Source organism: Pseudoalteromonas shioyasakiensis, assembly GCF_022398475.1.
In the GTDB taxonomy this organism is placed as follows: domain Bacteria; phylum Pseudomonadota; class Gammaproteobacteria; order Enterobacterales; family Alteromonadaceae; genus Pseudoalteromonas.
In genome coordinates this window covers 1-13,445 of record NZ_JAKEVM010000030.1, presented here as the reverse complement: position 1 = coordinate 13,445, position 13,445 = coordinate 1, and the positions used below count along the sequence as shown (strand labels likewise).

General features: G+C 42.2%; 12 protein-coding genes and 1 rRNA gene. 4 read left to right on the top strand and 9 right to left on the bottom strand.

What is annotated here, in order from left to right:
• Positions 1–22: 22 nt before the first annotated feature.
• The 3 genes from recG to asnC are packed head-to-tail and all read right to left on the bottom strand — an operon-like array spanning position 23 to position 3,363.
• Positions 23–2,104: an ATP-dependent DNA helicase RecG gene (gene recG / locus L1D51_RS07855; protein ID WP_239963370.1), complete on the bottom strand. Its 2,082-nt coding sequence runs from the start codon at positions 2,102–2,104 to the stop codon at positions 23–25.
• 39 nt (positions 2,105–2,143) lie between these two features.
• The gene (gene trmH / locus L1D51_RS07850; protein WP_054563418.1) at positions 2,144–2,860 is read right to left on the bottom strand and encodes a tRNA (guanosine(18)-2'-O)-methyltransferase TrmH; all 717 of its coding nucleotides are present in this window, start codon (positions 2,858–2,860) and stop codon (positions 2,144–2,146) included.
• A 44-nt stretch (positions 2,861–2,904) separates the two neighbouring features.
• Entirely contained in the window at positions 2,905–3,363 is a 459-nt protein-coding gene (gene asnC, locus L1D51_RS07845) for a transcriptional regulator AsnC (RefSeq protein WP_054554220.1), read from the bottom strand.
• A 197-nt stretch (positions 3,364–3,560) separates the two neighbouring features.
• Here asnC and asnA point away from each other — a divergent pair, with 197 nt between their 5' ends.
• Positions 3,561–4,556 carry an aspartate--ammonia ligase gene (asnA, locus tag L1D51_RS07840; RefSeq protein ID WP_054563419.1) on the top strand — a complete coding sequence of 332 codons (996 nt, stop codon included), beginning with the start codon at positions 3,561–3,563 and terminating at the stop codon, positions 4,554–4,556.
• A gap of 45 nt (positions 4,557–4,601) precedes the next feature.
• On the opposite strand, the gene L1D51_RS07835 is transcribed toward asnA, so the two are convergent.
• The 6 genes from L1D51_RS07835 to L1D51_RS07810 all read right to left on the bottom strand — a co-directional run bounded on the left by L1D51_RS07835 (position 4,602) and on the right by L1D51_RS07810 (position 11,030).
• A complete protein-coding gene (locus tag L1D51_RS07835; RefSeq protein WP_054563420.1) occupies positions 4,602–6,206 on the bottom strand; it encodes a flagellar assembly protein A in 1,605 nt (534 codons plus the stop codon).
• A gap of 153 nt (positions 6,207–6,359) precedes the next feature.
• Positions 6,360–6,752: a RidA family protein gene (locus L1D51_RS07830; protein WP_054554223.1), complete on the bottom strand. Its 393-nt coding sequence runs from the start codon at positions 6,750–6,752 to the stop codon at positions 6,360–6,362.
• 11 nt (positions 6,753–6,763) lie between these two features.
• The gene (spoT, locus tag L1D51_RS07825) at positions 6,764–8,869 is read right to left on the bottom strand and encodes a bifunctional GTP diphosphokinase/guanosine-3',5'-bis pyrophosphate 3'-pyrophosphohydrolase (protein WP_054563422.1); all 2,106 of its coding nucleotides are present in this window, start codon (positions 8,867–8,869) and stop codon (positions 6,764–6,766) included.
• A 130-nt stretch (positions 8,870–8,999) separates the two neighbouring features.
• On the bottom strand, positions 9,000–9,275 hold the full coding sequence (rpoZ, locus tag L1D51_RS07820; RefSeq protein WP_054554225.1) for a DNA-directed RNA polymerase subunit omega: 276 nt from the start codon (positions 9,273–9,275) through the stop codon (positions 9,000–9,002).
• A gap of 103 nt (positions 9,276–9,378) precedes the next feature.
• The gene (gmk, locus tag L1D51_RS07815) at positions 9,379–9,999 is read right to left on the bottom strand and encodes a guanylate kinase (RefSeq protein WP_054563423.1); all 621 of its coding nucleotides are present in this window, start codon (positions 9,997–9,999) and stop codon (positions 9,379–9,381) included.
• Between the two features lie 170 nt (positions 10,000–10,169).
• A complete protein-coding gene (locus tag L1D51_RS07810) occupies positions 10,170–11,030 on the bottom strand; it encodes a YicC/YloC family endoribonuclease (RefSeq protein WP_054563424.1) in 861 nt (286 codons plus the stop codon).
• Positions 11,031–11,211: 181 nt separating this feature from the next.
• Between L1D51_RS07810 and rph the strand changes: the two genes are divergently transcribed.
• From rph to L1D51_RS07795, 3 genes are all read left to right on the top strand, one after another.
• Positions 11,212–11,925: a ribonuclease PH gene (gene rph / locus L1D51_RS07805; RefSeq protein WP_054554228.1), complete on the top strand. Its 714-nt coding sequence runs from the start codon at positions 11,212–11,214 to the stop codon at positions 11,923–11,925.
• A gap of 22 nt (positions 11,926–11,947) precedes the next feature.
• A complete protein-coding gene (gene pyrE / locus L1D51_RS07800) occupies positions 11,948–12,592 on the top strand; it encodes an orotate phosphoribosyltransferase (RefSeq protein ID WP_054554229.1) in 645 nt (214 codons plus the stop codon).
• Between the two features lie 615 nt (positions 12,593–13,207).
• A 16S ribosomal RNA gene (locus L1D51_RS07795) occupies positions 13,208–13,445 on the top strand; the annotation flags it as partial.

Here is a 13,445-nt window from a genome sequence, read left to right as displayed (position 1 = left end):
TGTAGCCTAGTTAGACTTGCGATTAAGCTTGTGCGTAGTTTGATTTGCCAGCAAGCCAACGTTGAATCAATTTATCGGTAAGCTCTGGATAGTCGTTCAAAATTTTGTAGGCAATGGGTCTTACATGGTCGAGTGTTTGTTTATCGCGGTTTAAGTCGGCGATTTTAAATTCGGCTAGGCCTGTTTGTTTGGTACCAAGTACTTCACCAGGGCCACGGATTTCGAGATCTCGCTCAGCAATAACAAAGCCATCATTACTTTCACGCAGCACACCTAAGCGTTTTTGCGCTGTAGCTGATAATGGCGCGTGATAGAGTAAAACACAGTGTGATGCCGTAGCCCCACGACCAACACGGCCGCGCAGCTGGTGGAGTTGTGCAAGCCCTAACCGCTCAGGGTTTTCAATAATGATAAGGCTGGCATTAGGCACATCAACACCTACTTCAATCACCGTTGTGGCAACGAGTACATGAATATTACCTGCTTTAAACTCACTCATAATAGCTTGTTTTTCGGCGGCTTTCATCCGGCCATGCACTAAGCCAACGTTTAGCTCTGGCAATGCCGCTTTTAATTGCTCTGCGCTATCTTCCGCGGCTTGGCATTGCAGTACTTCAGATTCATCAATCAGAGTGCAAACCCAATACACTTGACGACTTTGCTCTGTACACGCTGTCCTCACACGTTGAATAATTTCGTCTCGGCGTGCATCAGGAATCGCCACCGTTGTGATAGGCGTTCTACCGGGTGGTAACTCATCAATCACTGAGGTTTCTAAGTCGGCGTAGGCTGTCATTGCTAGCGTTCGCGGGATAGGTGTTGCTGTCATCACTAATTGATGCGGGTAACAGTCACCAAAGCGGCCTTTTTCACGCAGTGATAAGCGCTGATGAACACCAAAGCGGTGTTGCTCATCAATAATAATTAAAACGAGATTGTTAAACTCAACCTGTTCTTGAAATAACGCATGGGTGCCAACAATCATTTGCGCTTCCCCAGAGGCGATTTTTTCCAAAGTTGCTGTGCGCTCTTTACCTTTACTTTTGCCACCTAACCAAGCGACTTCAACACCGAGTTGATTAAACCATTGGCTAAAGTTGATGCCATGTTGCTCTGATAAAATCTCTGTTGGTGCCATTAAAGCGACTTGGTAGCCTTCGCTGATAGCGGTGAGCGCACTGAGTGCTGCGACGAGTGTTTTACCTGAGCCAACATCGCCTTGTACTAGGCGCATCATCGGAAACGGGTGTTGTAAGTCACCTTTGATTTCTGCCACCACACGACTTTGCGCGTTAGTTGGGCTAAAGGCTAAATTAGCTAAAAACTGTTGCTCAAGTTGGTTATGAGGCTTTAAAGCAACCGCTTTTACCGTTTGCCCTTTTTGGCGCAGCTTTAAAAGGCTTAAGTTTTGCGCAAGCAACTCTTCAAAAACTAGCCGTTGCTGGGCAGGGTGCATACCTTGTTCAAGGGCAGTTAAATCAACATCGTTTTGTGGGCGATGTAAGGTCATAAGTGCATCGGCTAAACGCATTCCGGTTGGCTGAAACTGTTCTGGCAGTAACTCTTCGACAGGGTATTTAGTTAGTAGTGCAAGTGCTTGATCGCTTAGTGCACGAATAGATAACTGTTTTAGCCCTTCGGTAACAGGATAAACCGGCGTAAGCGTGGTATTAGTTGGTTGCTCAGAAGGGGTATCCGATAAGCTGTATTCCGGATGTGTCATTTCAAAGCCAACTCTGCCACGGCGGATCTCACCAAAGCAACGAATGATTTTACCTGTACTTAAGGCATTTTTTTGAGCCGCGCTAAAGTTAAAAAACCTCAGCGTCAATCGGCCCGTTCCATCATTTACTTGGCAAACCAGCATGCGTCTTTTTCCAAAGGTAATTTGGCTGGTTTCAATGGTGGCTTCAACACTAACATGGCTATGCGGTTGGAGTTCACAGATTGGGTGAATGCGGGTACGGTCTTCATAGCGGTGAGGCAAATGAAACAGCATGTCTTGCACCGTATGAATATTTAGCTTAGCAAGGCGCTCGGCCATTTTCGGGCCGACGCCTTTTAATTCAGTAATTGGGTATAACGCTAAGCTAGGATGACTCAAAGGTGACTCAAATTATTAATTAGTAGACTGTTTTTCAGTTTACTTGCACTCGTTAGTGGCTTCAAGCGGTTGCGTGTGTTTTAAAATGTTCCAGAACGTTTCATCAGCAACAATTTCACCATTTTCATCAAGCTCAGGGTACGGTAGCTCTTTTTCGCGGCATTGTTCGGCAATGATAGGGTGGCAGCCCTCAAACAAGATGCGGTGTTTAACTTTCGCATCAAGCATATCGCGGTTGTAAAGTCCGGCTTCTTCACGTTGGCGCTGAGCTTCAAATAGAATAAGTGCCGCAGCAACAGATACATTAAGAGATTGCACCATTCCTTGCATTGGGATAATGATATTTTTATCAGCATGAGCGAGGGCGCGTGGTGAAATACCATCACGTTCTTGGCCAACAATAACAGCCGTCGGTTTGGTGTAATCTATTTCACGAAAGTCGACTGCATCGTCGCTGAGGTGAGTTGCTAAAATTTGTACTTCCGGATTTTGTGCACGCATCATAGCAACGGCTTCATCGATATTGCGATGCAAGTGAGTTTCTAGCCAGTTTTTACTACCACCTGAGGTATTGTTAGTTAACCATTTTTGATTCTCTGGCCATACAGCATGAACATGATGGCAGCCTGTCGCGTCAGCTGTGCGGGCAATGGCTGATAAATTATGATGCTTATGTACTTCTTCTAAACAAACCGTTAGGTCCGTTTGGCGGCGGTCTAACACGCGCTTAACACGCTCAAAGCGAGTTGTATCCATAGTTGTGTGCTCGTTGACGGATTCTAATTGGCGCTGATTATACCCTAGGGAACAACAGCACGGCTAATAGGGTTTTGTAATGAGATCAGCGTTTCTGTTGATTGAATAGCTTCGATGGCTTGTATTTTGTTAATTAACACATCTTGTAGATGATCAATTGAGCGTGCCATTACTTTGATAAATATACTGTAATTACCTGTGGTGTAATAGGCTTCTACGACTTCTTCTAGCTCTTTTAAATGCAGTAAAGTTTGTGGGTAATCACGGGCATTGTTGAGGTTAATACCAATAAAACAGCAAACATCGTAACCAAGCTGTTTGGCATCAATACTGACTTGGGTGCCTGTAATAATTCCCGCTTGTTTCATCTTTTCGACCCGTACATGAATAGTCCCGGCACTTACTGCAAAGCGTTTAGCTAGTTCTGCATACGCTGTTCGAGCATTTTCCATTAAAGCATTAAGGATGTTTTTATCGAGATTATCGATTTGATAATTTTCCATGGTATTTATTAGTGTTAATTATTGAATCAATAAATTTTATAGCATTATTTTTATGAAAATTTCAATGTTAAGTTCTTTTTATTGCGGGTTATTGAAAATTACCTTTGTTTAGTTGAGGATTGTTTTAACAGGAGGAGCCAAGCAGCGGGTTTCTCTAATTAAGCAAGTAACAATAACTGGGAATGAGGCCAATTATTATGAGTTCACACTACCTGCAGCAACAGCAGCAAATTAGTAAAGTAAAACAGTTTTTTTCAAGCCAATTAGAACAACAATTAGGGTTAGTTGAAGTACAAGCGCCGATCTTGGCTAAAGTAGGCGATGGTATTCAAGATAACTTAAGCGGTACTGAAAATGCTGTATCGGTAGCAGTGAAAACAATTCCGGGTAGCCAATTTGAAGTAGTCCACTCATTAGCTAAGTGGAAACGCAAAACCTTGGCTGATTACGATTTTTCGGTAGGTGAAGGGCTCTATACGCACATGAAGGCGCTTCGTCCTGATGAAGAATCTTTAAGCCCAATTCACTCGGTGTATGTTGACCAATGGGACTGGGAAAAAGTGATTTGCGAGAGCACTGAACGTACCTTAGACAAGCTAAAAGAAACCGTGACATCACTTTATCAGGCGATTAAAGCAACCGAACGCTTTGTCGCAAGCGAGTTTGATTTAACGCCGTTTTTGCCCGAGCAAATCACTTTTGTACACAGTGAACAGCTACGTCAGATGTATCCTGACTTTACAGCGAAACAGCGTGAAAAAGCGGTAGCACAAGAATACGGTGCGGTATTTTTAATTGGTATAGGCGGCACACTTGCCGATGGTAAAATTCATGACGTACGAGCGCCAGATTATGACGATTGGTCAACACAAACCTGTAGTAAATTTGCAGGCTTAAACGGTGATATTTTAGTTTGGAACCCTGTGCTTGAAGATGCATTTGAAATCTCTTCAATGGGCATTCGTGTAAGCCCTGATGCATTAGCTACGCAATTAGCGATTACAGGCGACCAAGCTCGTTTAGAGTTTGATTGGCATAAACAGCTACTCGCGAAAAAGTTTCCGCAAACAATAGGTGGCGGAATTGGTCAATCACGACTCGCTATGTTGCTGTTACAAAAACAGCATATCGGGCAAGTACAAGTTGGTGTTTGGCCTGAACAGCTAAAACAGCAAGTGGAAGGAATTCTTTAAAGAGTAATGACCCTGGTAAAAAGAGGCTTTAAGCCTCTTTTTTTATTAACTGGTTTTAAACTCTACCTCAACCTTGTTTTCTTCAAGCTTTACCTTACACGGTGGGTATTGGCGGTTAGTGAGTAGAACTTTTTCGAAAATGTGAATTTCGACCCCTGAATGCAGTTTTTTATTAACGACCAATTGCGCATCTTCCAGCAAATCATGAAGGTGATGCTCTAAGCTTGATAGCTTTTTCTCTAGTATTTCAGCTTGTTCACAATAGTGCATTTGTGTGGCACCAATCTTTGCGAGTAATTGTTTTTTCTTTTCGGCGTCTTTTACTTGATCTGCTTTTTCGATAGCTGATTGTAATGTATCAAGTTGCGCATCTGTTTGTGCTAAATCTTTTAAACACTGATCTGTTTGCGCGGTGACATCAGCACCCGAAGCAGCTAAGTGAATAACCATTTTAGCGCCTGATTCATTGCCAATTTCGCCGGCAATTAACATTTGTGCGTCTAAGATCTCTCCGCCGAATAGCTTGCCTTGCGGGTTATCTTCTTGGCCTATTTGCAATAGCTTAGTGGCTTTCATCGTACAATGGCTGGCTTGACGTTCAATAAGAATATTATTGGCTTCAAGGTAGCAGTATTGACCATGTGATAAGTGAATGTCACCTTGGCTGATAATATTACAAGACAGCTTTTTATCTTCGAGCTGGTGACCAATTACACCTTGTTTTATAGTGATATCGCCAGCCGCTGATAAATGGCCTGATTCCACAGTACCCATCACTGTGATATCGCCTTTGGCATTAATACGCATGCCTGGTTCAACGTTATGAGTCACAATAACGCTACCTTCAAAATCTACGTGACCACTTTTTACGTTTACATCGGCAATAGTAAAAATATCATCGACACGCATACCGTTGGCGATATCAACGGGTACACCAGCGATCACAGAAATTAGCTCAAGCGGGTTGTTTTTTGATATTTCGGTGCCTTCACCTGCGACTAGCTTGGTGTTTTCCCCCGGTTTTGCAGGAAGTACATCACCAGTAACAGTAAATCCTTCTTTGCCAGGAGTAGCAGGAATTTGTTTTATAAGTAATACACCAGGTTCGACACTGGCGAGCTTGCCAAAGTCACGCATATCGGCTGTGCCGTCTTCACGTAGCTTAGGTGTTTTTAAGCGGTCTTTTAAGGTCTCAACCTGTGGGACGAACTTAGATGGTTGGCCATCAATCGGTAAACGGCCTTTTGCGAGCACTCCTTTAGCAACTTCACCTGCAGGTAGCTCAAACTGTTGTTGTAATAACTTTTCTAAGAAAGCTTGCTTATAACCGCGGGCAACACCTGCTTTGATAAGCTCTTTTTTAGCATCGTCAAGCGTCATGACTTTGCCGCCTTCAGCTAAAGTCAGCTCGCCTGTAGCCAGCATTTTGTCATCACTCAGGGTAACAACTAGGCTCGCATCATGTTTAGAGGCAACAACAAGCATGCGCTCATTTGAATCGCTTTTAAAGAAATTATTAATAGCTTCATGATCCACTCTGCATTCGCAAAATGGTGACTTTTCTAATGCTTCGATAATAAACGCAGCACTAGGAGGTGAGTTTTCATGAACATCTAATAAAACGTTGCCGTTGTGAGCGAGCTTAAACACCTGGAGATCCTTTTTTACTACATTAGCTAAAGGTTTTACTTGTTATAACAACAGAGTGCTAGAGATTTGCTAATGAGTCAAGAATTTCGGGTGAGGGAAGTAAGAACTTTTTCTAAAAAAGTGCCAGCAACTTTGCGTTGCTGGCAGGGCTGATTAGTTTGTTGAAGGTAGCTCCATGATACCGTCAATTTCAACTTGCACGCCTTTTGGTAGCGCACGTACGCCAATTGCGGCACGTGCAGGGTATGGTTGCTTAAAGTACTGGCTCATCACTTCGTTAACAATCGCAAAGTTAGATAGGTCAGTTAAAAAGATATTCACTTTTACCATGTCTTGAATTTGACCACCCGCAGCTTGGCAAACAGCTGTTAGGTTTTTGAATACTTGGTGAGTTTGCTCAGTAAAGTCTTCAGAGATCACTTCCATCGTCTCTGGTACAAGTGGGATTTGACCTGATAAATAAACAGCCGTGCCTACTTTAACTGCTTGGCTGTAAGTACCGATTGCTGCAGGCGCATTATCAGTAGAAATAAAAGATTTGTTCATGATTATCCTTGTTACTTTTTACGATAGACTCTTTGCACATCAGGCATAACGCGAATGCGGCGCATAATGTTAGCAACATGAACGCGGTTTTTAACCGTGATGCCTAAATCTATCATGTATAAATTACTTTCTTTTTCGTCAGTCGCTATTTCAACAATGTTGGCTTGGGTTGAGGCAACAACATTGGTTAATTTAGCCAGTGCACCTTGGTGATTGATAATCTCAATACGAAGGGCTGCAATATATTCTTTCTCTGGGTTATCGTCCCATTTTACAACTAAGTATTTTGAGCGCTCTTTTTCCCAACCTCGAATGTTTTTACATTCTTGGCGGTGAACAGTAAGGCCTTTACCTTGGCTAATATAAGCAGTAATAGCATCGCCAGGGACTGGTCGGCAGCATTTAGAGTAATTAACTAACATGCCTTCAGTACCGATGATGGTCGCTTTTGCTTTTTGTGCTAGGTCGTCTAGGTCGTCTGCATCAACTTGCATCAAGCGTTTTGCAATAAGCACACTCATTAGATTGCCTGAGCCTATTTCAACTAATAGCTCAAGTACGGTATTAAGTTCATGCTCTTGAAGTACACGGCGAATGTTTTCATCTGGAATATCATCCAGTTTGGTTTCACCAAGTGCTGAGTCTAGTAAACGTCTACCGAGCAGCATAGCTTCTTCATGCTGTTGGCTCTTCAGGTAATTGCGAATACCTAAACGTGCTTTACCTGTTACAACAAAGTTTAACCAAGTTGCATTAGGGTGCGCCCCTGAGCTAGTAATGACTTCGACTGTTTGCCCTGTATCAAGTGCCTTGCTTAGTGGGTGAGGTTTACGATTAACGCGTGCACCTACACAGGTATTACCTACATCAGTGTGAACTGCATAAGCAAAGTCGACTGCTGTTGCACCCATAGGTAGTTCAACGATACGACCATCTGGCGTGAAAACATAGATCTCTTCAGGGAATAGCTCTGTTTTAACGTTTTCAACAAACTCAAATGATGAGCCCGCACTTTGCTGAAGCTCCAGTAAGCTTTGCATCCATTGGCGAGCACGCTGCTGTGCTGTGTGGCCTGCGCTATCACCAGCTTTTTTATACATCCAGTGAGCAGCCACCCCTTTATCTGCCATATGATCCATGTCGTGGGTACGAATTTGAATCTCAACAGGAATACCATGAGGGCCAACTAATGAGGTATGGAGTGATTGATAACCATTGGTTTTTGGTACAGCAATATAATCTTTAAAACGTGTTTCGATTGGTTTGTAAAGGTTATGAGCAACACCTAATACACGATAACAGGTATCCATATTATCAACATTGATACGGAATGCGTAGATATCCATCACTTCGTTAAACGACAGCTCTTTATTAAGCATTTTTTTGTAAATGCTATAAAGGTGTTTTTCGCGGCCAGATATAGTTGCTTCGATGCCAGACTCTTCTAAACGCGCTTCAATTTCAGTCTTAATATTGCTGATAACTTCTTTACGATTACCACGTGCTTTGACCACTTCTGATCTTAATGCGCGATGGCGCATCGGGTATAACGCTTGAAAGCCTAAATCTTCTAATTCATTTTTAATATCATGAATACCAAGGCGGTTCGCAATTGGCGCATAAATCTCTAATGTTTCACGAGCAATACGACGGCGTTTGTCAGGGCGCAGTGCGCCTAAAGTACGCATGTTATGAGTGCGGTCAGCCAGTTTAATTAAGATCACGCGAATATCTTGAGTCATCGCCATGATCATTTTGCGGTAGTTTTCGGCTTGGAATTCTTTTTTATCTTTAAAGCTGAGCTTATCTAGCTTACTCACCCCTTCAACAAGCTCGGCAACGGTGTCGCCAAAAATTTCAGCTAAGTCTTGTTGGCTAAAGTCAGTGTCTTCAATCACGTCATGCATCAGGGCAGCCATCAGCGTTTCGTGGTCTAAGTGCATGCCGGCAAGTATTTGTGTCACTTCGACAGGGTGGGTGATATAAGGCTCGCCACTTGAGCGTGTTTGGCCTTCGTGGGCTTCGCGAGCGACCACGTATGCTTTTTGTACCAGCTCAATATCAGCAGGTGGTAAGTATTCGGATATTTTCTTTTTGAGGCCTTCGAATAGATACAAAGTCACACTCCAATGCGCAAATGAAGTAAATCGGTAACGGTATGAATAGAATATACGATGAAAAGAAGGGCTTGCCAACGGCTAGTGTAGAAATACTAGCCGCATAGCTAAATCAAAGCGGGGAGCTTGATTACTGGTTGCCACCTACGATAGCAGCCACAGCAGCCATTTCTGCTGCTTCTTGATGTTGTTGTTCTTCACGATCAATTAAGTCCATAGAAGAGCTATCTACTAACCCTTTCTCAATTTCACGTAAAGCAATAACCGTTGGTTTGTCATTTTCAGCATCAACGAGTGGATCTTTACCACCAACCGCGATTTGGCGGGCACGACGAGCCGCAACTAAAATTAAGTCAAAACGATTACCAATTGCATCTACTGCATCTTCAACAGTTACGCGAGCCATCTTAGCACTCCAAATAAATTCTTAAGCAAAGGCGTAGTTTACTGTACCAAGTTAAATTCGCCAATAGCTTGTGGTTAATTTTTATCTTATTCTTAAAAAAGTATTACTTAAGTAAGTTCTCTAATAACGCCTGATGGCGCACAGTTTGGCTTTTTAACGATAAACGTTTAGCCATAACGATAGTTTCGATTTCTGTAAGTGCAGTATCAAAGTCATCGTTAACAACAACATAATCATACTCATTATAGTGTGATGTTTCTGATTGTGCTTTTGCCATTCTTCCTGCGATTACCTCAGCAGAGTCTTGACCACGGTTATTTAAGCGTGATTCAAGTTCTTCTTTTGATGGGGGAAGAATAAAGATAGTCTCAACATCATCAACTAATTTGCGGATTTGCTGAGCACCTTGCCAATCGATATCTAAAAATACGTCAATACCTGCTGCAAGTTGGCTTTCGATTGCTTGCTTAGACGTACCATAGTAGTTATCGAACACTTGCGCCCATTCAAAAAAGTCATTTTTCTCAATTAGCGCTTTGAACTCATCAACAGAAACAAAGTGATAGTGCACACCGTTTTCTTCACCCGGGCGAGGTGAGCGAGTGGTGTGCGAAACTGATACTTTCATATCGCTGTGTTTCTTTAGTAAAGCACCAATTAAGCTTGATTTACCAGCCCCTGATGGAGCTGACAAGATAAATAAATTTCCGCGAGTTTGCGCCATGATCTGTCTCTAATAAAAAATAAACAGGCTCGGACTATCGCTAATCCAAGCCTTTAATTGAACTATTGTACTTTATTTCGCTAAAAGTGCTCAAGTTTGCCTGCTTTTAGACTTTTTAAAACAAAAGACCCAGCAGGTGCTGGGTCTTATAAAAATGCTATAAATCTCGTTTACTCGATGTTTTGAATTTGTTCGCGCATTTGCTCGATTAACACTTTTAGTTCTACAGCAGCGTTTGTGATATCACTGTTGATAGACTTTGACGCTAACGTGTTTGCTTCACGGTTAAACTCTTGCATCATAAAGTCTAGGCGTCGGCCACATGCGCCGCCTTTAGTTAAGATTTTTTTGGTTTCTTTAACATGCGACTTTAAGCGGTCAAGTTCTTCAGCAACATCTTGTTTTTGCGCAAGATAAATAAGTTCTTGCTCAAGGCGAGACTCATCGATGTCTGTTTTTAGTTCTTCTAGCTTTTGGTTTAGTTTTTCGCGCTGCCATTTAGCAATTTCTGGCAAGTGGCCTTCAACAATGGTTACTTGTTCTAAAATAGCATCAAGGCGAGTTGCAATCATTTCTTGTAAGTTTGCGCCTTCATCGCCGCGAGCTTGTTTAAAATCTTCAATTACTTGGTCAAACCCTGCAATTAGCGCAGTGTTTACACTATCCATATCGAGCTCTTCGGCTTCCATAACGCCAGGCCAACGTAAAATATCAACAGGGTTGATGTCACCATTGCTTTGGTTTTGCACCCATTGTGCGCTTTTAATTAATTGCTCAGCGAGTGATTCATTAATCGTTAACTCACCAACATGCGCTGGATTTGCAGCAAACTTTAAGAAAACTTCAACCTTACCGCGTTGTAAATGTTTACGTAAACGCTCACGAATAACTGGTTCCATGCCACGAAATTGCTCAGGTGCGCGGATAAAAGTTTCAAGGTAACGTTGGTTTACTGAACGAATTTCCCAAGTGCCAGTGCCCCATTCGCCTTTAATTTCGCGGCGCGCATAAGCTGTCATGCTGTGGATCATGGATGATTTCCTAGTGTTATTAAATTTACAAAGTTGACTGATTATACCGAATCAGCTTTTAACCTCTAGCGTAAATTTTCTGAAATGTGCTTTTCTGATGCAGTTAATTATGTAAATGAACATGGCATCTGGCACCACATCGACTTATAATGTGGCAAATTCAGAATTAAGGGGATCGTTAATGCGTCCAAGCGAAAGAACACCTAACCAAATTAGACCGGTTACATTCACACGTAATTACACTATGCATGCTGAAGGTTCAGTATTAGTAGAGTTTGGAAATACTAAAGTTTTGTGTACAGCAACTGTTGAAGCTGGTGTACCACGCTTTATGAAAGGCCAAGGTAAAGGTTGGGTTACGGCTGAATACGGTATGTTACCTCGTTCAACACATACTCGTAATGGCCGTGAAGCATCGCGCGGTAAGCAGGGCGGTCGTACTATGGAAATTCAACGCTTAATCGCACGTGCACTTCGTGCTGCGGTTGATTTAAAGGCGTTAGGTGAAAACACCATTACTATCGATTGTGATGTTATTCAAGCTGATGGCGGTACACGTACAGCATCAATCAGTGGCGCGTGCGTTGCATTAGTTGATGCGCTTACTTACATGCGTAGTAAAGGTATGATTAATTCAAACCCACTTAAGCATATGATTGCGGCAATTTCAGTTGGTGTATATAAAGGTCAACCAATTAGTGACCTTGAGTACCTAGAAGATTCTGAAGCCGAAACAGATATGAACGTGATCTTGACCGAAACCGGCAAAATCATCGAAATTCAAGGTACAGCTGAAGGCGAACCTTTCTCATTCGACGAACTTGATGAGCTACTTACATTAGCTAAGCACTCAATTCGTGAAATTATCGACGTTCAAAAGCAAGCATTAGCTTAATAAAGAAGTAGGTTTATTAGTTATGAAAGATTATCAAAAAGAGTTTATTGAATTCGCACTTGAAAAGCAGGTGCTTAAATTTGGTGAGTTTACTTTAAAGTCTGGCCGCACTAGCCCTTATTTCTTCAACGCTGGTTTATTCAATACCGGTCGTGACCTTGCACGCTTGGGTCGCTTTTACGCTGCAGCACTTGAAGATGCGGGCATTGATTACGATGTATTATTCGGCCCTGCTTATAAAGGTATTCCAATCGCAACGACTACAGCGGTTGCTTTAGCTGATCATCACGACAAAGATGTACCTTATTGTTTTAACCGTAAAGAGAAAAAAGCACACGGTGAAGGTGGCACATTAGTAGGCTCTGAACTTAAAGGTAAGATCATGTTAGTTGATGACGTGATCACTGCAGGCACAGCTATTCGTGAGTCTATGGAAATCATTGCAGATAATGGTGCAGACTTAAGTGGTGTTTTAATTGCACTTGACCGCCAAGAGAAAGGTAAAGCTGAGTTATCTGCTATTCAAGAAGTCGAGCGTGACTTTGGCACTAAAGTTATCTCTATTGTAAAACTAGCTGACTTAATTAGTTACTTAGAAGCTAAAGGCACAATGGATGAGCATTTAGCTGCAGTAAAAGCATACCGTGATCAATACGGCATTGCTTAACACCTAAAAACGCGAACTATTTAAAGGCTCAGCTATATTGCTGGGCTTTTTTGTTTTTAGAGTATTGTACTTTTATGGCCTTAAATACGGTTAAAAAGTTACTGAAGTGTTAATAAAGTTTCTCTTTTGTGGTGTTTAGACTAAAAAGGATACAAAAGGCAGTTTTTTTAAAGTTTTCTCAAAAAAGTACTTGCGTTAATTCGCTGCATCCCTATAATGCGACCCCACTGAGACGGCAGACAGCAACGCTTAGCGAGGCAAGAGCAACTCAGGGTGTCAAGTAAAACTGAGTTTTGAAAAAATAAACTTTTATCAAAATTAAGTGTTGACAAAAATAACGGCTTGCGTAGAATGCACAGCCCTTGAGGCGCAAAAGTATCTCAAACGTTCTTTAACAATATAAAGCAATCATCTGTGTGGGCACTCGTACAGATTGAGTTCTAACAGCGAAGCTTAGTTTACTAAGTGGAGCAAACAAATTTAGAGTCTCAATTGAACTGAGTGACCAACGGAAACAAGTTTACTTGTTTCAGCACAGTCAATTCGATATCGAAAGATATCAAAATTCAGAATTCATTGAGCATGGTTTGAAGTTTACTTCAAACAAAAAACTTTTAATTGAAGAGTTTGATCATGGCTCAGATTGAACGCTGGCGGCAGGCCTAACACATGCAAGTCGAGCGGTAACAGAGAGTAGCTTGCTACTCTGCTGACGAGCGGCGGACGGGTGAGTAATGCTTGGGAATATGCCTTATGGTGGGGGACAACAGTTGGAAACGACTGCTAATACCGCATGATGTCTACGGACCAAAGTGGGGGACCTTCGGGCCTCACGCCATAAGATTAGCCCAAG

Coding starts and splice junctions, on each gene's coding strand:
- trmH (WP_054563418.1), bottom strand. CDS start 2,860: ATGGATACAACTCGCTTTGAGCGTGTTAAGCGCGTGTTAGACCGCCGC.
- asnC (WP_054554220.1), bottom strand. CDS start 3,363: ATGGAAAATTATCAAATCGATAATCTCGATAAAAACATCCTTAATGCT.
- asnA (WP_054563419.1), top strand. CDS start 3,561: ATGAGTTCACACTACCTGCAGCAACAGCAGCAAATTAGTAAAGTAAAA.
- L1D51_RS07830 (WP_054554223.1), bottom strand. CDS start 6,752: ATGAACAAATCTTTTATTTCTACTGATAATGCGCCTGCAGCAATCGGT.
- rpoZ (WP_054554225.1), bottom strand. CDS start 9,275: ATGGCTCGCGTAACTGTTGAAGATGCAGTAGATGCAATTGGTAATCGT.
- gmk (WP_054563423.1), bottom strand. CDS start 9,999: ATGGCGCAAACTCGCGGAAATTTATTTATCTTGTCAGCTCCATCAGGG.
- L1D51_RS07810 (WP_054563424.1), bottom strand. CDS start 11,030: ATGATCCACAGCATGACAGCTTATGCGCGCCGCGAAATTAAAGGCGAA.
- rph (WP_054554228.1), top strand. CDS start 11,212: ATGCGTCCAAGCGAAAGAACACCTAACCAAATTAGACCGGTTACATTC.
- pyrE (WP_054554229.1), top strand. CDS start 11,948: ATGAAAGATTATCAAAAAGAGTTTATTGAATTCGCACTTGAAAAGCAG.